This window comes from Mesorhizobium sp. XAP4 (assembly GCF_029269325.1).
Lineage (GTDB): Bacteria > Pseudomonadota > Alphaproteobacteria > Rhizobiales > Rhizobiaceae > Mesorhizobium > Mesorhizobium ciceri.
Genome location: NZ_JARIXW010000004.1, coordinates 492510 through 516323 on the forward strand (window position 1 = coordinate 492510; position 23814 = coordinate 516323).

The 23814-nt window shown below is 62.3% G+C and carries 21 protein-coding genes, 1 tRNA gene and 1 pseudogene; 13 read left to right on the top strand and 10 right to left on the bottom strand.

Annotation, left to right across the window (positions count from 1 at the left end):
- The first annotated feature begins 25 nt into the window (after positions 1–25).
- The 5 genes and pseudogenes from P3C39_RS19925 to P3C39_RS19945 all read left to right on the top strand — a co-directional run bounded on the left by P3C39_RS19925 (position 26) and on the right by P3C39_RS19945 (position 5919).
- A complete protein-coding gene (locus tag P3C39_RS19925; RefSeq protein WP_024504771.1) occupies positions 26–1297 on the top strand; it encodes an extracellular solute-binding protein in 1272 nt (423 codons plus the stop codon).
- 218 nt (positions 1298–1515) lie between these two features.
- A pseudogene (locus P3C39_RS19930) lies at positions 1516–1920 on the top strand (sugar ABC transporter permease); the annotation flags it as partial.
- Positions 1917–2753 carry a carbohydrate ABC transporter permease gene (locus P3C39_RS19935; RefSeq protein WP_013530185.1) on the top strand — a complete coding sequence of 279 codons (837 nt, stop codon included), beginning with the start codon at positions 1917–1919 and terminating at the stop codon, positions 2751–2753. The pseudogene P3C39_RS19930 and the gene P3C39_RS19935, both read left to right, overlap by 4 nt.
- An 8-nt stretch (positions 2754–2761) precedes the next feature.
- Positions 2762–3856, top strand: coding sequence for a sn-glycerol-3-phosphate ABC transporter ATP-binding protein UgpC (ugpC, locus tag P3C39_RS19940; protein WP_275954027.1), 1095 nt, complete (start codon positions 2762–2764; stop codon positions 3854–3856).
- Positions 3857–3891: 35 nt separating this feature from the next.
- Positions 3892–5919 carry an aldo/keto reductase gene (locus tag P3C39_RS19945; RefSeq protein WP_275954026.1) on the top strand — a complete coding sequence of 676 codons (2028 nt, stop codon included), beginning with the start codon at positions 3892–3894 and terminating at the stop codon, positions 5917–5919.
- A 27-nt stretch (positions 5920–5946) separates the two neighbouring features.
- Here the strand turns inward: P3C39_RS19945 and P3C39_RS19950 are convergent, their stop codons facing one another.
- A complete protein-coding gene (locus tag P3C39_RS19950; protein ID WP_013530188.1) occupies positions 5947–6822 on the bottom strand; it encodes an AraC family transcriptional regulator in 876 nt (291 codons plus the stop codon).
- 247 nt (positions 6823–7069) lie between these two features.
- Here P3C39_RS19950 and P3C39_RS19955 point away from each other — a divergent pair, with 247 nt between their 5' ends.
- The 6 genes from P3C39_RS19955 (at position 7070) to P3C39_RS19980 (ending at position 16094) form a co-directional block, all read left to right on the top strand.
- Positions 7070–8536, top strand: coding sequence for an alpha-glucosidase/alpha-galactosidase (locus tag P3C39_RS19955; protein WP_063172851.1), 1467 nt, complete (start codon positions 7070–7072; stop codon positions 8534–8536).
- Between the two features lie 146 nt (positions 8537–8682).
- The gene (locus tag P3C39_RS19960; RefSeq protein ID WP_013530190.1) at positions 8683–10767 is read left to right on the top strand and encodes an ABC transporter substrate-binding protein; all 2085 of its coding nucleotides are present in this window, start codon (positions 8683–8685) and stop codon (positions 10765–10767) included.
- 111 nt (positions 10768–10878) lie between these two features.
- Positions 10879–11886, top strand: a complete 1008-nt coding sequence (locus P3C39_RS19965) for an ABC transporter permease (protein WP_275954025.1) — start codon at positions 10879–10881, stop codon at positions 11884–11886.
- 1 nt (position 11887) lies between these two features.
- Positions 11888–13027, top strand: coding sequence for an ABC transporter permease (locus tag P3C39_RS19970; RefSeq protein ID WP_064994576.1), 1140 nt, complete (start codon positions 11888–11890; stop codon positions 13025–13027).
- A 9-nt stretch (positions 13028–13036) separates the two neighbouring features.
- On the top strand, positions 13037–14704 hold the full coding sequence (locus P3C39_RS19975) for an ABC transporter ATP-binding protein (RefSeq protein WP_275954024.1): 1668 nt from the start codon (positions 13037–13039) through the stop codon (positions 14702–14704).
- A gap of 19 nt (positions 14705–14723) precedes the next feature.
- Entirely contained in the window at positions 14724–16094 is a 1371-nt protein-coding gene (locus tag P3C39_RS19980; protein ID WP_027163423.1) for an alpha-glucosidase/alpha-galactosidase, read from the top strand.
- Positions 16095–16099: 5 nt separating this feature from the next.
- On the opposite strand, the gene yacG is transcribed toward P3C39_RS19980, so the two are convergent.
- The 9 genes from yacG to P3C39_RS20025 all read right to left on the bottom strand — a co-directional run bounded on the left by yacG (position 16100) and on the right by P3C39_RS20025 (position 21758).
- Positions 16100–16297 carry a DNA gyrase inhibitor YacG gene (gene yacG / locus P3C39_RS19985; protein WP_013530195.1) on the bottom strand — a complete coding sequence of 66 codons (198 nt, stop codon included), beginning with the start codon at positions 16295–16297 and terminating at the stop codon, positions 16100–16102.
- Complete coding sequence (locus tag P3C39_RS19990) at positions 16294–16923, bottom strand: Maf-like protein (RefSeq protein WP_013530196.1); 630 nt, start codon at positions 16921–16923, stop codon at positions 16294–16296. Before P3C39_RS19990 ends, yacG begins: the two co-directional genes overlap by 4 nt.
- 21 nt (positions 16924–16944) lie before the next feature.
- Positions 16945–17163 (bottom strand): translation initiation factor IF-1, encoded by a 219-nt coding sequence (infA, locus tag P3C39_RS19995; protein WP_006200926.1) that lies wholly within the window; start codon positions 17161–17163, stop codon positions 16945–16947.
- Positions 17164–17250: 87 nt separating this feature from the next.
- The gene (locus tag P3C39_RS20000) at positions 17251–17721 is read right to left on the bottom strand and encodes a low molecular weight phosphatase family protein (protein WP_013530197.1); all 471 of its coding nucleotides are present in this window, start codon (positions 17719–17721) and stop codon (positions 17251–17253) included.
- A complete protein-coding gene (locus P3C39_RS20005; RefSeq protein ID WP_013530198.1) occupies positions 17709–18194 on the bottom strand; it encodes a UPF0262 family protein in 486 nt (161 codons plus the stop codon). The genes P3C39_RS20000 and P3C39_RS20005 overlap by 13 nt, the downstream gene beginning before the upstream one ends.
- Before the next feature lie 6 nt (positions 18195–18200).
- A complete protein-coding gene (gene hisD, locus P3C39_RS20010) occupies positions 18201–19493 on the bottom strand; it encodes a histidinol dehydrogenase (RefSeq protein ID WP_275954015.1) in 1293 nt (430 codons plus the stop codon).
- Between the two features lie 7 nt (positions 19494–19500).
- The gene (locus P3C39_RS20015; protein ID WP_013530200.1) at positions 19501–19935 is read right to left on the bottom strand and encodes a DUF2948 family protein; all 435 of its coding nucleotides are present in this window, start codon (positions 19933–19935) and stop codon (positions 19501–19503) included.
- Positions 19936–20140: 205 nt separating this feature from the next.
- Positions 20141–21433, bottom strand: coding sequence for a UDP-N-acetylglucosamine 1-carboxyvinyltransferase (gene murA / locus P3C39_RS20020; protein WP_013530201.1), 1293 nt, complete (start codon positions 21431–21433; stop codon positions 20141–20143).
- Positions 21434–21563: 130 nt separating this feature from the next.
- Positions 21564–21758, bottom strand: a complete 195-nt coding sequence (locus P3C39_RS20025) for a hypothetical protein (RefSeq protein WP_013530202.1) — start codon at positions 21756–21758, stop codon at positions 21564–21566.
- Between the two features lie 160 nt (positions 21759–21918).
- Here P3C39_RS20025 and P3C39_RS20030 point away from each other — a divergent pair.
- Positions 21919–21993: transfer RNA gene (locus P3C39_RS20030), tRNA-Thr, on the top strand.
- Positions 21994–22076: 83 nt separating this feature from the next.
- On the top strand, positions 22077–23657 hold the full coding sequence (locus P3C39_RS20035; protein WP_275954014.1) for a DUF6538 domain-containing protein: 1581 nt from the start codon (positions 22077–22079) through the stop codon (positions 23655–23657).
- The last annotated feature ends 157 nt before the right edge of the window (positions 23658–23814 follow it).

The following is a 23814-nucleotide window of genomic DNA, read 5'->3' on the forward strand; positions in this document are numbered from 1 at the left end:
GAGCAAATGAAATGGGAGGATTTCAATGCGCATCACAATGACCTGCGCCGCGCTCGCGCTTGCCCTGGGCTCAGCCCCGGCCTTCGCGCAATCCGGCGAAATCACCATCTGGAGCTGGAATGTCGCGGCTTCATCGCTGAAAGCGACCATTGCCGGCTTCAACAAGCAATTTCCCGACGTCAAGGTCACGGTCCAGGATCTCGGCAACCAGCCGACTTACGACAAGTCGATCGCCGGCTGCGCCGCCGGCGGCGTCGGGCTGCCTGATGTCGTCACCATCGAGAACGGCGAGGCCGAGAATTACTGGAGCCAGTTCCCCGACTGCTTCGTCGACCTGCATACGCTCGGTTACACAGCCGACGACCAGAAAAAATTCCCCGATTTCAAGCGCACCGAGTTGGAAGTGGGCGACAAGGCCTACGCGATGCCGTGGGATTCCGGCCCGGTGGCCGCCTTTTATCGCCGCGATTTCTACGAAAAGGCCGGCGTCGATCCGGCTTCGATCAAGACCTGGGACGATTTCGTCGCCGCCGGCAAGAAAATCCAGTCCGCCAATCCTGGCGTCTCGATGACCAATGCCGATTTCAACGGCGACTCGGAATTCTTCCGCATGATCTCCAACGAACAGGGCTGCGCCTATTTCTCCGAGGACGGACAATCGATCACGGTCAACCAGCCCAAATGCGTCGATGCCATGACCAAGGTCAAGGAGATGAAGGACGCCGGCATCATCTCGTCGGCCGACTGGGGCACCAAGATCACCAACAACACCGCCGGCACCGTCGCCACCCAGATCTATGGCGGCTGGTATGAGGGCACCATTCGCACCGAATCTGCCGGCGAAAACGGCAAATGGGGCGTCTATCTGATGCCGAGCCTCACCGCCGACGGGCCGCGCGCCGCCAATCTCGGCGGGTCCTCGCTGGCCATCACCTCGGCTTCCAAGAACAAGGAGGCTGCCTACGCCTATCTGAAATACACGCTCGGAACCAATGAAGGCCAGATCACGATGCTGAAGGAGTTCGGCCTGGTACCGTCCCTGGTCTCGGCGCTCGACGATCCCTATGTCGCGCAAGGCCTGTCTTACTGGGGCGGCCAGGCGGTATGGAAGGACATTCTCGGCACCTTGCCGAAGGTTGTTCCGAGCCGCGGCACGCAGTTCCAGAGCGACGCCGAAATCATCGTCCGCGCCGTGCAGACCAAGTATCTGGCCGGCGGCTATCCTGACGCCAAGGCGGCGCTCGACGATGCCGCAAGCCAGATCGCGGCGGCGACCGGACTGCCCGTCAAATCTTGATTACCGCTTCTCCTTCTCCCCTTGTGGGAGAAGGTGGATCGGCGCGATAGCGCCGAGACGGATGACGGGTGCTCCAGCGGAGTGAGACGTTTGCGTTCCCTGGAACACCCCCTCATCCGTCGCCTTCGGCGACACCTTCTCCCACAAGGGGAGAAGGGAAGACCCAGGCGACGGCGTGAAACAACAAGCGGTAGAAGGAGGAGCAAGATGCGCAATCGTCGCTGATCATGATCGCGGTGACCTGGCGCTGGGCCGGTTACAACGCCATCATCCTGCTCGCCGGCATGCAGTCCATTCCCGAAGACGTCTACGAGGCGGCGACGCTCGACCGCGTCAGCAAGCTCAAGCAGTTCTTCTACATCACCCTGCCGCTGCTGAAGCCGGTCATCGTGTTCTGTCTCGTGCTGTCGATCATCGGCACCATGCAGCTGTTCACCGAGCCGTTCCTGATCACCGAGCGCGGCGGGCCGGGCGGCGGCACGGAGACGCTTGGCCTGCTGCTTTACCGCCAGGGCTTTCGGTCGCTCAACTTCGGCTACGCCTCGGCCGTCGCCTACACCATGGCCGGGCTGGCGATCGCCATCACGCTGGCGCAGCTGTGGCTGACGAGGGAACCGAAATGAGTTCGCGCTCCTCCGCCAGGCTGGGACGCAGCATCGCTCTGCATCTGTTCCTGACGCCGCTGGCGCTGATCTGGCTGTTTCCGCTGTGGATGATGGTGGTGTTCTCGACCATGCCCGACAACGGCATCTTCAGCCCCGGCATCGAGCTTTTGCCGCACGGCAATTTCATCGACAATTTCAACAATCTGCAGCGCGACACGAACTTCGTCGGCGCCATCGGCATTTCGGTCTCGGTGGCGGTGACCTACACCATCCTGTCGGTGCTGCTGACGTCGATGGCCGGCTGGGCGCTGGCCCGATACCAGTTCTTCGGCAAGGGCGCGGTTGTCGCCATCATACTGGGCACCATAACACTGCCCTATGCGGTCGTGCTGATCCCGCAGTTCATCATGGTGGCGCGCGACTTCAAGCTCGCCAACACCTGGGTGGCGCTGATCGTTCCGCCGCTGTTCAATTCGCTCGGCGTGCTGTTCATGCGGCAGAGTTTTTCGATGATGCCGGACGACCTCTTCGATGCGGCGCGCGTCGAGGGCGTGAAGGAGTGGCGCATCTTCCTCTTTGTCGCGCTGCCTTTGGCGCGGCCGATGCTGGCCGCACTCGCCATCATCCTGTTCCTCGCCTCCTGGAACAATTATCTGTGGCCGCTTTTGATCAACAGCCAGCCCGGTTCGATGACGGCGCCGGTGGCGCTCGGCACGCTGATCGGCCTCACCAAGGTGTCATGGGGCGGCATCATGGCGGGCGCTGTAATGCTGACGGTGCCGATGCTGGTCGTCTTCGTGCTGCTGCAGCGCCATTTCATCGCCGGCATTGCCGCCGGCGCGGTCAAGTAAGGGGCAGCATGGCAACGGTCACGCTCACCAATGTCGTCAAGCGCTTCGGCGTCTTCGAGGTCGTCCATGGCGCCAGCATGGACATCAAGGACGGCGAGTTCGTCGTCTTTGTCGGCCCCTCCGGCTGCGGAAAATCGACGCTGCTCAGGATGATCGCCGGGCTCGAGGACATCAGCGGCGGCGAGATCGCCATCGGCGGCAAGGTGGTCAATGATGTCGAGGCGGCCGACCGCGGCATCGCCATGGTGTTCCAGTCCTACGCGCTGTATCCGCATATGAGCGTCGAACAGAACCTCTCTTTCGGCCTGCGCATGACCGGCAATCCAAAAGCCGACACCGAACGGCGGGTGAAGCGGGCGGCCGAGATCCTGCGCATCAGCGAATTGATGGACAGACGCCCGAAAAAACTCTCAGGCGGTCAGCGCCAGCGCGTCGCCATCGGCCGCGCCATCGTGCGCGAACCGCAGGTGTTCCTGTTCGATGAGCCGCTCTCCAATCTCGACGCCGAATTGCGCGTCCAGATGCGCGTCGAGATCTCCCGGCTTCACAAGGAACTGGGCACGACAATGATCTATGTCACCCACGACCAGACCGAGGCGATGACGCTCGCCGACAGGATCGTCGTGATGCGCGCCGGCCATATCGAGCAGATCGGCCGGCCACTCGATCTCTACGACAACCCCGACAATCAGTTCGTCGCCGGCTTTGTCGGCTCGCCGAAGATGAATTTCATCAAAGGCCGGGTTGTCGGGCACGATGTACGTGGCGTCGTGGTCGAACTGGCGGGCCAGGAGAAGACCCGCATCACGCAACCGCTGACTGGCACTGCGCCCGAAATAGGCAGCCCAAAAATCGGCAGCAAGGTCATTGTCGGTGTGCGGCCCGAACATTTCGGCAATGCCGGAGAAGGCGACGCCGACCTTGTGGTTGCCATCGACGTGATCGAGCACCTGGGCGGCACAAGTTTCCTCTATGCCAGAACGGCCAACGGTGACGACGTGGTGATCCAGCGCGACGCGGCAAAGGTCCCCGACACGTCCGAGATCACCGTTTCCATCCGCAAATCCTACCTGTTCGACGAAAAAGGACTGCGGCTGCGCTGACCGCCAGCCCTTCCCAGCCTTCAAGGAGAATGACAATGACCGCAACCACGCCCATTCGCTGGGGCATTCTCGGCCCGGGCAGCATCGCCCAGTCCTTTGCCGGTGGCGTGGCCGCTTCGGACACCGGCAAGCTGGTCGCCATCGGCGCACGCAATCCCGCCAAGCCGGGGCTTGCCGAGCGTTTTCCCGGTGCCCGTATCCTCGACGGCTACGACGCGCTGCTCGCCGACCCCGACATCGACGCCGTCTACATTTCGATACCGCATCCAGGCCATGCGCAATGGGCGATCAAGGCGGCCGAGGCCGGAAAGCATGTGCTGTGCGAAAAGCCGCTGGCGCTGACCGCCTTCGAGGCCGACGCCATGATGCATGCCGCGCGCAAGGCCGGCACATTCCTCGGCGAAGCCTTCATGTACCGGTTGCACCCGCAGACCAAGAAGCTGGTGGAGCTGATCAGGTCCGGCGTCATCGGCGAGATCAGGATGATCAAGTCGAGCTTCGGTTTCGCCATGCCGGGCTTCATGCCGCAGCACCGGCTCTATGCCAACGATCTCGCCGGCGGCGGTATTCTCGATGTCGGCGGCTATCCCGTCTCGATGGTCCGGCTGATTGCCGGTGCGGCCGTCGGAAAGCCCTTCAGCGAGCCAGACAAGGTGGTAGGCACCGCCCATCTGGGCCAGTCCGGCGTCGACGAATGGGCCTCCGCGCTGCTGCATTTCCCCGGCGGCATTGTCGCCGAAGTCTCCTGCAGCATCTCGCTCAGCCAGGACAATGTGCTGCGCATCCTGGGCACAAGGGGCCGCATCGAAGTGCCGGACTTCTGGTTCGCCGGCGGCAACCGCGATGTCGGTCTCGGCCGGATAGACGTCATCGCCTCCGATGGTACGCGCCAGACCATCAGCGTCGACGAGAAGCGCCATGTCTATTCCTTCGAGGTCGACGCAGCCGGCGAGGCGATCCGCGCCGGCGGCCAAGAATTCGCCTGGCCGGGCATGGCGTGGGCGGAAAGCCTCGGCACCTTGCGTGTGCTGGACAAATGGCGGGCGGCAGCCGGCCTCGAATACGGTATCGAGAAGGCCGAGCAACGCACCAACACCATCTCCGGCCGGCCTTTGCGGTCCGGCGGCACGGCGATCGCCAAGCGCACCATTCCTGGCCTGTCGAAACCGGCATCGGTGGTGGCGCTCGGCTTCGAGGATTTCCGCACGTTTTCCTCAGGTTCGATCCTGCTCGATGCCTTTTTCGAGGCCGGCGGCAATCTCTTCGATACCGGCTATGTCTATGGCGGCGGCTATACCGAGAAGCTGCTTGGCGAATGGTTGAAAAACCGTGGCGTGCGCGCGAAATCGGTGGTCATCGCCAAGGGCGCGCACTCGCCGCTGTGCTATCCTGATGTGATCGGCAAGCAGCTCGACCAGACGCTCGAACGCCTGCAGACCGATCATGTCGATGTCTACTTCATGCACCGCGACAATCCGGATGTGCCGGTCGGCGAATTCGTCGATGCGATGGATCGCGAGGTCAAGGCCGGCCGCATCCGCGGCCCGTTCGGCGGTTCGAACTGGACGATGGAACGCCTGGATGAGGCAATTGCCTACGCCGAACGCACCGGCAAGCAAAAGCCCGGTGCGCTGTCCAACAATTTCTCGCTGGCCGAAATGCTGGAGCCGATCTGGGCTGGCTGCGTCACGTCCTCCACGGATGCGTGGAAGGCCTGGCTGACATCCAGGCAGATGCCGAATTTCGCCTGGTCGAGCCAGGGGCGCGGCTTCTTCACCGATCGGGCGGGTCGCGACAAGCAAGACAATGAGGAGCTGGTGCGGGTCTGGTACTCCGAGCGGAATTTCGGCCGCCGCGACCGGGCGATCGAACTTGCCGCGAGACTGGGCAAGAGCCCGATCCATATTGCGCTGGCCTATGTGCTCGCTCAGCCCTTCCCCTCCATCCCGCTGATCGGGCCACGCACGTTGGATGAACTGGACGACAGCCTGCGCGCTCTCGACATCACGCTTTCGCAAGCCGATCTCGAATGGCTGGACGGCGGCAGCCTGCGCGCTGCCTAGTTGGCTGCCTGTTTAACCGTGGCGGCGTCAGGCCTCGTCATCGAACGCCCTGACGCCGCGCCTGGCCGGAGTCCGCAAATTCGCGTACATGCCTGTGGTGCGGAACTGGCTCGGTGTGATGCCGTAGCAGCGGCGGAAGACCTTTGAAAAATAGTTCGCTTCCTCGAAGCCGCATAGGATGGCGACCTCCTTCACCGGCAAAAAATCCGCTTTGGTCAGCAGCTTCGCCGCGCGTTGCAGGCGCTGCTGCAGCACGAACTCGGCCGGAGGCAGGCCTTCGCTCTCGGCGAAACAGCGTGAGAAATGGGCTCGGCTGAGGCCGCTGATCTGGACCAGGTCCGCCACCGGCAGCGGCTTGTCGAGATTGGCGTTGATGTGATCGATGACCGGCTGCATGGCGCTTAGTTTTTCGGCGAAGGCATGGGAACCGAAGACATCGTCATAGAGCGCCATCGCAGCCTCGTAGGCTATCGCGGAAGCAGCACCCGGCGAAGCGGCGCCTTTGATCAGGCGCAGGCTGCAATCGGCAAGATGATCGATTGTCGCCGGCTGCAGCCGAAATACAGGACCCGAGACGCTGAGGATCGACTTGTGGATGCGCAGCGCTTCCTCGCCGTTCATCGAAATCCAGAAATATTCCCAGCGCTCATCTCCAGCCAGCCAGTAGCGGTGGTTGTGCGGCACCAGCACCAGCAATGTGTCGTTCTTCTGCAAGCGGTAGTTGCGGTTTTCGTAGCGCAGCCGGCCAGTCCCGCTGATCGTGTGCTGGAGCACGGTGAACGGTGTCTGACCGCGCTTGCGGCCGTCCCAGTCGTAGATTTCGTCCTCGCGCACTTCGTAGCCCGTGCTCGTCGGCATGGCGTGCAGGCGCTGGCGGCCGCGCGGCAGCGAGATCGTGCGCATGGACTGTCCGTGTTCTATCAAATTATGCAGCACAAAATTACCCCTGAAAGCATAATCCTTCTCTGGTCGCGCTCGCGAATAAGCGCATAATCCCCATCGAAAAGCGAGAGAGATCCGCAGTCAAGGAGCGGACAGGGAGGTTGGCGAGCCGGATTCCGGCTTGTCCTGCATACATGTCGCGGCATGTGGCTAGAGCCTCCCATTGTCATTCCTTGCCTGCAATTTAAAATGGAATGAGGTGCGGCTGATGAGTTTCAAAATCGCTATCATCGGTGCCGGCAGCGTCGGCTTCACCAAGAAATTGTTCACCGACATCCTGTGCGTGCCCGAATTCAAGGACATCGAATTCGCGCTGACCGACGTCAGCGAGCACAATCTTCAGATGATCAAGGCGATCCTCGACAGGATCGTCCAGGCAAACAGGTTGCCGACCAGGGTGACGGCGACCACCGACCGCCGCAAGGCGCTCGAAGGCGCTCGCTACGTCATCAGCTGCGTGCGGGTCGGCGGCCTCGAAGCCTATGCCGACGATATCCGCATTCCCTTGAAATACGGCATCGACCAGTGCGTCGGCGATACGATCTGTGCCGGCGGCATTCTCTATGGCCAGCGCAACATTCCGGTGATCCTGGATTTCTGCAAGGATATACGCGAGGTCGCCGAGACGAACGTCAAATTCCTGAACTACGCCAACCCGATGGCGATGAACACCTGGGCGGCGATCGAATACGGCAAGGTCGACACTGTCGGGCTCTGTCACGGCGTCCAGCACGGCGCCGAGCAGATCGCCGAGGTGCTTGGCGCGAAGTCCACGCAGGAGCTCGACTATGTCTGTTCCGGCATCAACCACCAGACCTGGTTCATCGATCTGCGCCTCAACGGCCGCCCCATTGGCAAGGATGAACTGGTGGCCGCTTTCGAGGCGCATCCGGTCTATTCCAGGCAGGAGAAGCTGCGCATCGACGTCCTGAAGCGCTTCGGCGTCTATTCGACCGAAAGCAACGGTCATCTTTCCGAATATCTGCCCTGGTACCGCAAACGTCCCGACGAGATTACGCGCTGGATCGATATGTCCGACTGGATTCACGGCGAGACCGGCGGCTATCTCCGCTACTCCACCGAAACCCGCAACTGGTTCGAGACGGAATATCCGCAGTTCCTCGAAGCGGCGTCCAAGCCGATCGACCGCGAGAAACGCTCCAACGAGCATGCCAGCCACATATTGGAGGCGCTGGAGACCAACCGCGTCTATCGCGGCCACTTCAACGTCAAGAACAATGGGGTGATCACCAACCTGCCGCACGATGCCATCATCGAGTCGCCGGGCTTCGTCGACCGTTTCGGCATCAACATGGCCGCCGGCATCACGTTGCCGGAGGCTTGCGCCGCCACCTGCATCGCTTCGATCAACGTCCAGCGCATGTCGGTGCATGCCGCGATATCAGGCGACATCGATCTTCTGAAGCTCGCCGTGCTGCATGACCCGTTGGTCGGCGCGGTTTCGACGCCGGAGGAGGTTTGGCAGATGGTCGACGAAATGGTCGTCGCCCAGGCAGCCTGGCTGCCGCAATACGCCCATGCGGTTCCGGCCGCCAGGGAGCGGCTGTCGACATCCAAGGTGAAGACCCGCGAGTGGGCGGGCGCCGCACGGCGCAGTGTTCGCTCGATCGAGGAATTGCGCGCCGAAAAAGCCGCGCTGAAGCAAGCCGGCTGAAACGGGCCGGCTGAAACGGGCCGGCTGGAAATTCATGCGGTGATGGTGGATCCATGGGAGGCGGATCCACTGCCACGAAGCCGTTTGAATTCGAGGAGAGGCGGAGCGGGTGCAAACGCTCCGGACCAACAAGAGGGAGAGAGACAGTGAGGAATTTACGCAATATCGGCCTTGCTGCCGGACTGGCGCTGAGCGTCTCGGTCTCGGCACTCAGTGCATACGCTTCCGAGCCGACGGTTCCGCCGGCGCCGACACCGTTTCCCGCCGAAGGCAAGATCAATTATGTCGCGCGCGACTCCATTCTGGAGTTCAAGGCGCTTCCCGAATATCACGAGCCCGACTGGGTCACCGAGAAATACGTCAAGACCGGCAAGCTTCCGCCGGTGAAAGACAGGCTGCCGAAGGAGCCGCTGGTCTTCAAGACGGGCAATATGCAAGACGGCATCGGCGTCTATGGCGATACGATGCGCCACGTCATCGGCGGGCGGCCGGAAGGCTGGAACTACGGCGCCGGTCAGACGCAAGGCTGGGGCGGCATCGACATCGGCCTCTCCGAATGCCTGACGCGTACCGCACCGCTGTTCCAGGTCGAGGCCAAGGACACCGAGCCGCTGCCGAACCTGGCCAGGAGCTGGGATTGGTCGAGCGATGGCCACAAGCTGACCATGCACCTCATCGAAGGCGCGAAGTGGTCGGACGGCGTGCCGTTCAATGCCGACGACGTCATGTTCTACTGGGACGACGAGGTCGTCGATCCCAACGTCTCGCCGCTGAACGGCGCCACGCCGGAAACCTTCGGCGTCGGCACGACGTTGAAGAAGATCGACGACTACACCGTCGAATGGACCTTCAAGGACGCCTTCCCGAAGCAGTACCTGTATGCCATGGCCTACGGCACCTTCTGTCCTGGTCCCGCGCACATCCTGAAGCCGCAGCATCCGAAATATTCGAAGAACACCTATGACCAGTTCAAGAATGCCTTCCCGCCGGAATTCATGAACATGCCGGTGATGGGCGGCTGGGTCCCGGTCGAATACCGGCCGGACGACATCATCGTCATGCGCCGCAATCCCTATTACTGGAAGGTCGACGAAAAGGGCAATCAACTGCCCTATCTCAACGAACTGCACTACAAGCTGTCGACCTGGGCCGATCGCGACGTCCAGGCGGTGGCCGGCGCGGCTGATTTTTCCAATCTGGAGCAGCCGGAAAACTTCGTCGCCTCGCTGAAGCGTGCGGCGGAGGCGAACGCGCCTGCCCGTCTTGCTTTCGGCCCGCGGCTCATCGGCTACAATCTGCGCTTTAATTTTTCCGCCAATGGCTGGGGCAATCCGGACGAACGCGGCCAGGCGATCCGCGAGCTGAACCGCAACGAGGATTTCCGCAAGGCCGTCACCATGGCGCTCGACCGCAAGGCGCTCGGCGACTCGCTGGTCAAGGGGCCGTTCACCGCCATCTATCCCGGCGGCTTGTCGTCAGGAACCAGCTTCTACGACCGCAATTCGACGGTCTACTACCCCTTCGACCTCGATGGCGCCAAGGCTGAACTCGCCAAGGCCGGCCTCAAGGATACGGACGGCGACGGCTTCGTGAATTTCCCTTCCGGCACCGCCGGCGGCAAGAATGTCGAGATCGTGATGCTGGTCAACAACGACTACACGACCGACAAAAGCCTTGCCGAAGGCGTCGTCGCCCAGATGGAAAAGCTCGGGCTGCGGGTCGTGCTCAACGGCCTCAACGGCACCCAGCGGGACGCTTCGCAATACTCCGGCCGCTTCGATTGGCTGGTCCGGCGCAACGAACAGGAACTGACCTCGGTGGTGCAGAACACCGTGCAGCTTGCCCCTGTCGGCCCGCGCACCAGCTGGGACCATCGTGCGCCGGAAAATGGCGAGGTCGATGTGATGCCGTTCGAAAAGGACCTCGTCGACATCGTCAACAAGTTCGTCTCCACGCAGGACAATGACCAGCGCGCCAGCTTGATGAAACAATTCCAGAAGATCTCGACGGAGCACGTCTACAATGTCGGCCTGACGGAATATCCCGGCGCGCTGATCGTCAACAAGCGCTTCTCGAACATTCCGCAGGGCACGCCGATCTTCATGTTCAACTGGGCCGAGGATTCGATCATCCGCGAACGGGTATTTGTCGCCGCAGACAAGCAGGCGAAATATGAATTGTTCCCCGATGAGCTGCCCGGCAAACCCGGAGAGAAGGGGCTGATGAATTAGGTTTACCTCCCTGACTGAGAGACCTCCGGCCGCGCCGCTGGCGCGGCCGGACAAACCAACCTCCGGACGCAACCAAGGGCGCGATCGGCGAGACAAGGAAACGAACCGTCCATGCTGCGATTCCTGCTCACGCGCATAGCGTCGGCAATCCCGGTCCTCGCCATTTTGAGCCTGGCCACCTTTGCCATCATCCAGGCGCCGCCGGGTGACTATGCCGACTACATCCGCTCGCAGGCGATCAACCAGGGTGGAGCTTCCTTTGCCGAGGCCGACGCGCAGGCAAAGGCCTATCGCATCGAGCATGGCCTCGATAAGCCGCTGCCCGTGCAGTATCTCAACTGGATCGTCGGCATCGTCACTCGAGGCGATTTCGGCTACAGCCTGTACTACAACAAACCGGTCGCCGATGTGGTCGGAGAGCGCCTGCCGCGCACGCTCTTTCTGGCGCTGGTCTGCCATCTGCTGGCCTCGGTGCTGGGCATCACATTCGGCATATGGGCGGCGACAAGGCAATACACCTGGATCGACTCGACACTGTCGGCCATCTCCTTCCTCGGTATGACGGTGCCGCGCTTCCTGATGGCGCTGATCATCGTCTATCTCCTGGTCTTCCAGTTCAACGTGTCTGAGATCGGCTCATTCTTCTCGCCGCAATATGGTGGTGCGCCGTGGTCGTGGGCCAAATTCGTCGACCTCGTCAAACATGTCTGGCCGGTGGTGGCGATCGCCACTTTCGGCGGCCTCGCCTACAATATGCGCGTCATGCGCGGCAATCTGCTCGATACGCTGAACGCGCAATATGTCGAGACGGCAAGGGCCAAGGGGCTGACGGGTGCTGCTGTCGTCATGCGCCACGCCGTGCCCAACGCGCTGCATCCGCTCATCATGTATCAGGGCGTGGTGCTGCCCTATATGCTGACCGGCGAGATCGAGACGGCGATCATCTTCGCACTGCCGACCGTCGGCCCGGCGATCGTCGGCTCCATGGCTGTCGGCGACGTCTATGTCACTGCCACCTTCATGATGGTTCTGTCGGCGACGCTCATCGTCGGCAACATCATCGCCGACATGCTGCTCGTGCTGCTCGATCCGCGCGTGCGCCAGTTCGGGGAGCGTTGAGATGCTGGCGCGCGATCCATCCCCTCCACCGCTGCCTGCCGAAGGGCCCATCGTCGCCAAACCGGCGCATGGCAACGAAAGCTACATGGCGCTTGTCTGGCGCCGGCTGAAGCGCTCCTGGACCGGCATGGCCGGGCTCTGGCTCGTCGTGCTGCTGCTGGTGATGGCCGTATTAGCCGAATTCATCGCGCCAATGGACCCGAAGGTCACGGATGTCGGCTTCGCTCCGCCGCAGGTGCCAAGCTTCCATGACAGAGACGGCGGTTTCACCGCACGGCCGAGGGTCTATGCGCTGGCCGATTCGGCGGACCTCGATCCGGTCACTTTCCAGCCCGTCGTCGGCCCCGACTATGATCATCCTAGGCTGCTCGGTTTCTTCGTGCATGGCGCGCCCTACAAGCTGTTTGGGCTGCTGCCGGCGGACCGGCATCTGTTCGGCTCGCTGGACGGCCAGCCGGTGCATTTCCTGGGCACCGACAAGTTCGGCCGTGACGTGCTGTCGCGCGCCATCCACGGCTCGCGCGTCTCGCTGATGATCGCCCTGACGGTCGTCTTCATCATCACCGTCATTGGCACCACCGTCGGCATGGTTTCCGGCTATTTCGGCGGCAGGTTCGATGTCTGGATGCAGCGCTTCGTCGAACTGGTGCTCGCCTTCCCGCAGCTGCCGCTCTATCTGGCGCTGACGACACTGATCCCGGTCACCGCTCCCACCAACGTCTTCCTCGCTTTCGTCATCATCGTCATGTCGGCCTTGGGCTGGGCGCAGATGTCGCGCGAAGTGCGCGGCAAGACGCTGGCGCTGGCGCGGATCGAGTATGTGCGCGCCGCCATGGCGGTCGGCGCCACCGACCGGCGCATCATCATGCAGCACATCTTCCCCAATGTGATGAGCCATGTGATCGTCGCCGTGACGCTGGCGATCCCGACCGTGGTGCTGCTCGAATCCTTCCTCGGTTTCCTCGGCTTCGCCGTCAAGCCGCCGCTGATCTCGTGGGGCCTGATGCTGCAGGACACCGCGACCTATTCCGTCATCGGCACCTATCCCTGGATCCTGTCGCCGGTCGGTTTTGTGCTGGTCACCGTCTTTGCCTTCAACGCGCTTGGCGACGGCCTGCGCGACGCCGTCGACCCTTATTGAGGTGCTGAGATGACCGTCGCGCTCGCCGAATCCTTCGCACCGATCGTCCGTCACGACCATGACGGACGCCAGGACCAGCCGATCATCGATGCCCGCAACGTCGCCGTGGCCTTCAAGGTGGAGCATGGCGTCGTCGAAGCGGTCAAGGACATCTCGTTCCAGCTCTATCGCGGCGAGACGATCGCCATCGTCGGCGAATCCGGTTCGGGCAAGTCGGTGACGGCGCGCACCGTCATGGGCCTGCTGTCGCGGCGCGCCACGGTGTCGCCCGGCTCGAGCGTCTGTTATGACGGGCAAAACATCCTGAAATTTCCCGAGAGCGCCCGGCGCAAGCTGCGCGGCAACCGCATCTCGATGATCTTCCAGGAGCCGATGAGTTCGCTCAACCCGATCTATACGGTCGGCAGCCAGATCGTCGAGGCGATCCGGGTGCATCGTAAGGTCAGCCGCAAACAGGCTTGGGCGCGAGCGCTCGAACTTCTGCAGCACGTGCAGATTCCCGATCCTGCCGCGCGGCTCAGACAATACCCGCATCAGCTCTCGGGCGGGCAACGCCAGCGGGTGATGATCGCCATGGCGCTGGCCAACAATCCCGACGTGCTGATCGCCGATGAGCCGACCACGGCGCTCGATGTCACCGTCCAGGCGCAGATCCTGAACCTGATCCGCAGCCTGCAGAAAGAGCTGCGCATGGCGGTGATCCTGATCACCCACGACCTCACCGTGGTGCGCCAGTTCTCCGACTACGTCTATGTCATGCAGCATGGCGAAATGTGCGAGCACAACGCCACCGAACGGCTGTTCGGCGATCCGCGGCATCCCTATACGAGGCGGCTGCTGGCTTCAGAGCCGCACGGGCAGCCGAAGCCGCTGCCGGAGGGCTGTGGCACCATTCTCGAGGCCAGCGGCGTGCGCGTCTCATTCATGCTGCGCCACGGCACCTTTCTGAAACCCGACTGGCGCGAATTGGTCGCCGTCGACGATCTCAGCCTGAAACTCTGTCGTCATGAGACGCTGGGGCTGGTCGGCGAGTCCGGCTCCGGCAAGACCACCTTCGGCCAGGCCCTGCTCCGGTTGATCGACGCCAAGCGCGGCGAGATCCGTTTCGACGGCAAGCCGATCCACGGCCTGTCGCGGGCCGAGATGCGGCCGTTGCGCTCGCGCATGCAGATCGTCTTCCAGGATCCGTTCTCCTCGCTCAACCCGCGCATGACGATCGGCCAGATCATCGAGGAAGGGCTGATCGTCAACAGCATAGGGGCGACGCGGCGCGAGCGGGTCGAACGGGTGCGCGACGCGCTGGTCAGCGCCGGCATGCCGGGCGATATACTGTCGCGGTTTCCGCACGAATTCTCCGGCGGCCAGCGACAACGGATCGCGATCGCCCGCGCCATAGCGCTCGAACCAGAATTCATCCTGCTCGACGAGCCGACATCGGCGCTGGACCTCTCCGTCCAGGCGCAGATCATCGACCTCCTGCGCAAGCTGCAGGACGAGCGCGGTCTCAGCTACCTCTTCATCTCGCACGACCTCAAGGTGGTGCGCGCGCTATGCCATCGCGTGATCGTCATGCAGAACGGCAAGATCGTCGAGCAGGGCCCCGTCGACGACGTCCTGTCCAATCCCAAGACCGCTTACACCGAACGGCTCGTCAGGGCCGCTTTCGATGTGGCCTGAACATATGCCGGAGGTTAGCATGGCAAGAAATCCCAAGATCACGTTCATCGGCGCCGGCTCGACGGTGTTCATGAAGAACATTGTCGGCGACGTGCTGCAGCGCCCGTCGCTGTCCGGCGCGACGATCGCGCTGATGGACATCAATCCGCAGCGGCTGGAAGAGAGCGCCATTGTCGTCAACAAGCTGATCGCGACGCTTGGCGTCAAGGCGAAGACCGAGACCCATTCGGATCAGCGCAAGGCGCTGGCCGGCGCGGATTTCGTCGTCGTCGCCTTCCAGATCGGGGGCTACGAGCCCTGCACCGTCACTGACTTCGAGGTGCCGAAGAAATACGGCCTGCGCCAGACGATCGCCGACACGCTCGGCGTCGGCGGCATCATGCGGGGTCTGAGGACCGTGCCGCATCTGTGGAAGGTGTGCGAAGACATGCTCGCCGTCTGCCCCGATGCGATCATGCTGCAATATGTCAACCCGATGGCGATCAACACCTGGGCGATAGCAGAGAAATACCCTGCGATCAGGCAGGTCGGCCTCTGCCATTCGGTGCAGGGCACGGCGATGGAGCTGGCTGAAGACCTCGACCTTCCCTACGAAGAGATCCGCTATCGCTCGGCCGGCATCAACCACATGGCGTTCTATCTGAAGTTCGAGCATCGCCAGCCGGACGGTTCCTACCGCGACCTCTACCCAGATCTCGTGCGCGCCTATCGCGAAGGCCGCGCGCCCAAGCCCGGCTGGAACCCGCGCTGTCCCAACAAGGTGCGCTACGAGATGCTGACCAGGCTCGGCTATTTCGTCACCGAGAGCTCGGAGCATTTTGCCGAATATACGCCCTATTTCATCAAGGACGGCCGCCCGGACCTGATCGAGAAGTACGGCATCCCGCTTGATGAATATCCCAAGCGCTGCATCGAGCAGATCGAGCGCTGGAAGGGGCAGGCTGAAGCCTATCGCTCGGCCGATCGCATCGAGGTAGAGCAGTCCCGGGAATATGCCTCCTCGATCATGAATTCAGTCTGGACCGGCGAGCCGTCGGTGATCTACGGCAATGTCCGCAACAATGGCTGCATCACCTCGCTGCCTCGGGATTGCGCCGCCGAAGTGCCGTGCCTGGTCGATGCCTCCGGCATCCAGCCGACCTATATAGGCGACCTGCCGCCGCAATTGACCGCGCTGATCCGCACCAACATCAACGTGCAGGAACTGACGGTGCGGGCTCTGATGACCGAGAACCGCGAGCACATCTACCACGCGGCGATGATGGATCCGCACACCGCGGCCGAACTCGATCTCGACCAGATCTGGTCACTGGTCGATGATCTCTTGGCCGCTCACGGCGACTGGCTGCCGGGCTGGGCGCGGGTGGCGCGCAAGACCGAGGCCGCCTGACGACCTCATTTCGGAGCGTCGGGATCCGTCTCTTCCTCGTCATCGCGGGCCTTGATGACATAGGCGCCCTTCAGCCAGCGGTTGAGGTCGATGTCCTTGCAGCGCGTCGAGCAGAACGGAAAGCTGTCGCGCGCCGAGGGCTTGCCGCATTCGGGACAGGGGCGCTTTGGGCGCAAGGGCGTGACTTTGGGATCGGAATTCACAGCCGGGTTCCCGCCAGCCAGCCGCCATGCACCTTGAAGCCTTCGCCGCTCAGCAGCGCGATGGTCTCATAAAGCGGCAGCCCGACGATGTTGGTGTAGGAGCCGACCAGCTTGACGACGAAGGCGCCGGCGAGGCCCTGGACGGCGTAGCCGCCCGCCTTGCCGCGCCATTCGCCCGAGGCGATATAGGCGTCGATCTCTTCGCGCGGCAGCCGCTTGAAACGCACCCGCGTCTCGACCAGGCGCTGGCGCAGCTTGCCACCCGGGGTGATAAGGCAGATGCCGGAATAGACCCGATGCGAACGGCCCGACAACAGCCCGAGACAGTTGGCAGCGTCGTCGAGGGTTTCTGCCTTGGGCAGGATGCGCCGCCCGACGGCAACCACCGTGTCGGCGGCCAGCACGAAACCCGGCGCATAGTCGGCTTCGGTCTTCAGTGACGCAAACGCCTTTTCGGCCTTTTCCTTCGACAGCCGCTTGGCCAGCGAGCGCGGATGCTCGGCACGCAGCGGCGTTTCGTCGATATCGGCCGGCAGCACGCGGTCCGGCTCGATCCCGGCCTGCTGCAAGAGCTCGATTCGGCGCGGCGAACCCGAGGCAAGCACCAGCTTCTGCAAAATGCTCATCGCGGACCAGTCGGGCTTTGCTTACTTGAAACGATAGGTGATGCGGCCCTTGGTCAGGTCGTATGGCGTCATCTCGACCAGAACCTTGTCGCCGGTCAGCACGCGGATGCGGTTCTTGCGCATGCGGCCGGCCGTATGGGCGATGATTTCGTGTTCGTTTTCGAGCTTTACCCGGAACATCGCGTTCGGCAACAATTCCGTCACGACACCCGGAAACTCGAGGACTTCTTCCTTCGGCATTCGATACCTTTGCTTGGATGGTAGTTCCAGCACCCTGGCCGGAATTTCGGCGGAACCTATATGATAATCGTCCGCTTGTGAACACGCTTAATCCGTCGCGTTTTTTGCCTCTGGAAGCAAGAAACGTCGGCCTATGCGCACCTTCAGCCGCTCGCGGACGTCCCGGTACGCTGCCATGATCTGTTCGCGCGTGCCACCGGCGTCGGTCGGGTCCGGCGTCGGCCAATATTCGACCTCGACGGCGAGCGAGCGGGTGAGTTCGAGTGCGGCGTGGTGCGCTTCGGGTGCCAGCGTGACGATCAGGTCGAAATAGTCGTCCTCGAGATCGTCCATCGTCCTTGGGTGGCGCTCGCCCAGCGTGAGATCTTCTTCGGCCAGCACCGCATCGACGAACGGATCGCGCTCGCCGGCGCGAACGCCGGCCGAAGCGACAAAGACGGTGGCGGGCAGCATCCGGCGCGCCAGCTGCTCCGCCATTGGCGAGCGCACGGCATTCATGCCGCACAGGAACAGGATCGAACGGGGCAGGGCGCCGGGCGACAGGGCTAGCCCCGCCAGTGCAGCACGCAGACCAGCGTGAACAGCCGGCGCGCCGTATCGAAGTCGATGTCGATCTTGCCGGACAGCCGGTCCATCAGCGTCTGCGAACCTTCATTGTGCAGGCCGCGGCGGCCCATGTCGATCGCCTCGATATGGCTCGGCGTCGAGGAGCGGATGGCGTCGTAGTAGCTTTCGCAGATCATGTAGTAATCCTTGACGATGCGCCGGAGCGGCGTCAGCGACAGGATATGGGTGACGACGGCGGTGCCATCCTCGCGCGCCACGGCAAACACCAGGCGCTGCTCGGCCAGCGACAGTTTCAGCCGGTAAGGGCCGTCGCCGCTGTCATTGACGGGCTGGAAACTGTTCTCCTCGATCAGGTCGAAGATCGCCACTGCACGTTCATGCTCGACATCCGGCGTTGACCGGCCGATCGATTCATCGAGTTCGACATCGATCAGCCTGGCGCGGGTTTGATCGGGGCCAGACATCGCCGCCTAAATGTTCAACCGTATGGCGACGGAGCGTCCATGCGCGTCAAGACCCTCCGCCTTGGACAGCGCAATCGCCGCCGGCGCCAAGATACGCAACTGCTCCGGTCCAAGCTTGAGGATCGACGTGCGCTTGACGAAATCGAGCACGGACAGGCCGGACGAGAAACGCGCCGAGCGCGCCGTCGGCAGCACATGGTTGGAGCCGCCGACATAGTCGCCGATGGCTTCCGGCGTGTGGCGGCCGAGAAAGACCGCACCGGCATTGCGCATCCGCGACAGGAAGTCCTCGGCGTCGTCGATGGCCAGTTCGACATGTTCGGCGGCGATGCGATCGACCAGCGGCAGCGCGGCGTCGATGGTCGACACCTGGATCACGGCACCAAAATCGCGCCAGCTCGCCGCTGCCGTTTCAGCGCGTGGCAGGCTCTGCAACTGGCGCTCGACCGCCTGTTCGACCGCGATGCCGAAAGCCGGATCGTCGGTGACCAGGATCGACTGTGCCGAAGCGTCGTGTTCGGCCTGGGCCAGCAGGTCGGCAGCGATCCAGTTCGGATCGTTGCTGCCGTCGGCCACGACGAGCACTTCCGATGGCCCGGCGATCATGTCGATGCCGACGGTGCCGAAAACCTGGCGCTTGGCTGCCGCGACATAGGCATTGCCCGGGCCGACGATCTTGGCGACCGGCCGGATTGTCTCGGTGCCATAGGCGAGGGCGGCGATCGCCTGCGCGCCGCCTACGCGGTAGATTTCGGAAACGCCTGATATGTCCGCTGCCACCAGCACCAGCGGATTGATGATGCCGCCCGGCGCAGGCACGACCATGACGATGCGCTCGACGCCGGCCACTCTGGCCGGCACGGCGTTCATCAGCACCGAGCTCGGATAGCTCGCCGTACCGCCCGGCACATAGAGCCCGACGGCCTCGATCGCCGTCCAACGCCAGCCGAGCTCGACGCCGGCGGCATCTGTATAGCGATCGTCCTTCGGCCGCTGCCGTTCATGATGCGAGCGGATGCGGTCGCGCGCGAACTCCAGCGCCTCGATCGTCTTTGGGTCGGCCGTTTCGTAGGCGGTTGCGATGTCTTCCTTAGACACGGCAATGCCGAGGCCGGTCAAATCGGCGCGATCGAATTTCCGCGTATAGTCGATCAGTGCCGCGTCGCCCTCGGCGCGCACGCGCGCGATGATGTCGCGCACCGCGGCATCGACATCGGCGGAGACCTCCCGCTTGGTCGTGAGGAAGGCGGCGAAACGTTGCTCGAAATCGGCATCGGACTGACGAAGCGTGATGGCCATCGGACGCTCAGGCCTTGTGGATGGGGCGCGAGGTGGCTTCCCACGCGCCGCCGATGTCGGCAAGACGGGCCTCGATGCACTCGACATCGAGCATGATCGCACCGCCGCCCGAGAAGATCAGCTCGACGATGCCGGCCGGCTTGCTGATCTCGATGAAGCTGATCGCCAGCAGCGACAGGACTTCGGCAGGCTTGTCGCGGTCAATACCGCTGGTCTTGGCGCCGAGCACGCGGTCGAAATGCAGCACGGCCTGCCGTCGCTCATTATGCTGGCGAAACAGGCCGGATTTTGCCTCCCAGACGAAACGGTTCATGGTCAGCAGGAAACGCTTGGCCGCGGGGAGGAATTCGAGGTCGCTGACTTTCAGCACGGCATCCTGGACATGAGCCGAAACGATGCTCAGATCCTGGTCGTCGAGCGCGATAAGCTTAAGGGCGGTCATACGGATTTCGCACCTGAAGGTTGATTGTTCAGCCTTCTGTTAGGCGGTCTTGGCGATCGGTGCAACCGCACCAACAGCTGCAGCTCTGCGCTGCCCCTCATCGCCCTGCCGGGCACTTCTCCCCGGATAGTGACGGGGAGAAGGACGCTGCCGCGAAGGATTTCGCCAATCTCCTGCGTTGCTAGAGAGGAGCCGAGGTCGCGGGCTACGCCGAAATCCGTTCGATCACCGCGCCGCAGTTGGACAGCTTTTCTTCCAGCCGCTCGAAGCCGCGATCGAGGTGGTAGACGCGGTTGACCGTGGTCTCGCCTTCCGCCGCCAGGCCGGCGATGACCAGCGAGACAGAGGCGCGAAGATCGGTCGCCATGACCGGCGCGCCCTTCAGCTTCGGCACGCCGTCGACGATCGCCGTCTGGCCCGAAAGCGTGATGTGAGCGCCGAGCCGCGCCAGTTCCTGCACATGCATGAAGCGGTTCTCGAAGATCGTCTCGGTGATGCGCGACTTACCCTTGGCCATGGTCATCAGGCCCATGAACTGCGCCTGCAAATCGGTCGGGAAGGCCGGGAAGGGTGCTGTCGTCACGTCGACCGGCGAAATGCCGGCGCCGTTGCGCCTCACCCGGATGCCGGAATTGGTCGGCGTGATCTCCGCACCCGTCTGGGCGATCACGTCCAGTGCGGTCTGCAGCAGGTCCGCACGCGCGCCTTCGAGCACGACGTCGCCGCCGGTCATGGCGACGGCCATCGCATAGGTGCCGGTCTCGATGCGGTCGGGAATGACGCGCACGCGCGCACCGGAGAGCGATTCGACGCCGTCGATGGCAATGGTTGGCGTGCCGGCGCCGGAAATCTTCGCGCCCATGGCGTTGAGGCACTCGGCCAGATTGACGATCTCGGGCTCGCAGGCGGCATTTTCCAGCACCGTCTCGCCCTTGGCGAGTGCCGCGGCCATCATCAGCACATGGGTGGCGCCGACCGAGACCTTCGGGAAGATATAGCGGTTGCCGACAAGGCGGCCATTCCGGGTCTTGGCGATGACATAGCCGGTGTCGACGTCGATATCAGCGCCCAGCGCCTGGAGGCCCTCGAGGAACAGATCGACCGGCCGCGTGCCGATGGCGCAACCGCCCGGCAGCGACACTTTTGCTTCGCCCATGCGGGCCAGCAGCGGGCCGATCACCCAGAACGAGGCGCGCATCTTCGACACCAGCTCGTAGGGCGCTGTGGTGTCGACGATGTTGCGGGCGGAGAAGTTGATGGTGCGCGAATAGCCCTCATTCTGCTTCTCGCGGCGGCCATTGACCGAATAATCGACGCCGTGATTGCCCAGGATGCGGATCAGCTGCTCAACATCGGCCAGATGCGGCACGTTTTCCAGCGTCAGCGTGTCATCGGTCAAAAGCGAGGCGATCATCAAAGGCAGCGCCGCGTTTTTCGCGCCCGAGATCGGAATGCTTCCGGAGAGCTTGTTGCCCCCGACAATTCTGATGCGATCCATGGAAGAACGTCCCTCTCGGCCAAAAAAGGGCCGGTTCAATCGTTTGAGTAGCGGCCCGTCTAGACCATTGGCCAATCTGGTTCAAGAAATAGGATTTCGCCCACCCCAGGCCAAGAGTGACCTATTTGAGTTAATCTTTTTGTATTTTCTTCGATGCAGCGAGCCCGTCCGGACGCAGGTCGGCCTCGCCGGTCCGCCGCGAGCGCGACTGCGCCTTGCGCTTCTGCAGATTGGCGCGCAATTGCTCGGCGAGCCGATCCTTGCGGATTGTTGCGCTGCTTTTCGGTGGACCATCCTTTTTCACTGGAATTGTCTTGTCGTCCATCGCCCCATCCCGCCGGCGACCCACCAGCTTGCTGTTCAGGGATAGCCAACATTGTGGCACTGCCATGTCATTAAAAGCCATCCGGCAAAGCCTTTCACAGAAGCGTTGCACTTGGCCTTGCGCTTGCCGGTTCGATATGGCAGAAGCCCCGCCATCAGCGGCTGCGGTAGCTCAGTGGTAGAGCACTCCCTTGGTAAGGGAGAGGTCGAGAGTTCAATCCTCTCTCGCAGCACCAGCCTATCCCTTTGAAATCGTTGAAGCCCTTGACTTGCAACGGTTTCTGTCCATTCTGACGTTACAAATGCCGTAACAAATCAGATGGAATTTATGACCGGCCGAGTTCGAAATCTCCTCAACCGAGACGGCCGCTATTTTGCGCGGCTTGTCGTTCCTAAAGAGCTTCGGCCGTATATCGGGAAGGCCGAATTGCGAAAAGCGCTCGGTCCTGACTACCGGACAGCCCTGAAGATGCTGCCTGGTGCTGTCGCCGTCCTACAGCATGAGATAGCGCTTGGCGAGCGCCGCGCCGTTGCGGCGGGCGAACAGTCGATCACTGTCGGCCGCTATCCACTTCTTCCAAAGCAAATCGCTAGCCGAGACTATCAAATGCGGCTGGCCGACGATGCGCTGATCCGGGCGCAACATTATCAATATGCGGGCTTTGAGGTCGACTATGAGGGGGCTCGGCGCTTTCGCGATGGCTACTCCGGAAAGCTATCCGATGATGAGCTTGAACGGCTCGTCGGCGAGCGCCTCGAAGAGTTCAAGTCTTCTGGCAATCACACGGCCACCAAAGGCAGCGTCGAATGGCGCCTTATCGCTCAGGCTCTTTGCGTTTCCGCATATGAGGCCATGTCTCGGCAACACGAACGAAACGACGGTGACTTCAAGGGCGAGCCCTCGCACCCTTTGCTAACGGCCGCTCAGCCGGCCGAGGATGAGCGCCAGCCAGTTTCCCTCAAGGACCTGCTCAACGACTACCTCGATGAGCGCGCTGCCGACGGCAAAGGCAGGGAGGCCCGAAAGCGATGGACGCCTGTTTTCGCGAACCTGTCCAGGTTTATTCGCCATGATGATGCCCGCAAGCTCACCAAGCAGAACCTTCTCGATTGGAAGGATACTAGCCTGAAAAAGCCGCTTGCAAGCAAGACGGTCTCTCACGTGTATCTGGCAGCGGTGCGGACGGTCTTGAAATGGGCGGTCAACAACGATCGGCTCGAAACAAACGTCGCGGAAAACGTTCGTATCAAAGTTTCGAAGAAGCAGCATTCGCGCGAACAAGGCTTCACCCTGGACGAGGCGATTGAGATTTTGAAAGTAGCTCGTGACTATCAGCCGAAACCATCTGGCAATCCGCGGACGCGAGAAGCACCAGAAACGACTGCTGCAAAACGGTGGTCGTCGATCTTGTGCGCCCATACGGGAGCGCGGATCGCGGAGATCACCCAGCTTCGGAAGCAGGATTTTCGTAATGAGCATAATGTGCCGGTAGTTCGCATTGCGCCCGACGCGGGTTCGGTCAAGGCAGGCAACTATCGCGACGTGCCATTGCATCAGCAGCTAATCGACCTGGGCTTTATGGATTTCGTCAATGGCGCCGCCGATGGCCCGCTGTTCTATCCATCCTCCAAAAAGAAGGAGGGGACGCTTCCGGCCCGAACCGTGGCAGGTCGGATAAGTGAGTGGTTGCAAGCTGAGAATGTCATCCCGGAAGGCGTGAAGCCTAGCCATGGTTGGCGTCATCGGTTCAAAACTGTCGGCCGCGAGATCGGTGTTGCTGACCGCACGCTTGACGCGATCCAGGGCCATGCGGGGCGAACCGCCGGCGACGATTACGGGGACGTGACGATCACTGCGAAGGCCACCGCGATTGCGCGGCTACCTCAGTATGAACTCTAAGATGCCGGCCCTATGACAGCTCCCTACTCAAATGGTTCCCCCGCAGCGCGGCCGAGCCAAATACATACAAAGCACGCCAAATAGTAAGTAAAGCGCGAGCAAATTAGGGGGTCGAATTGTGTATCGCCAGGTTGCGATATTTTGAGAGGCTTAGTAG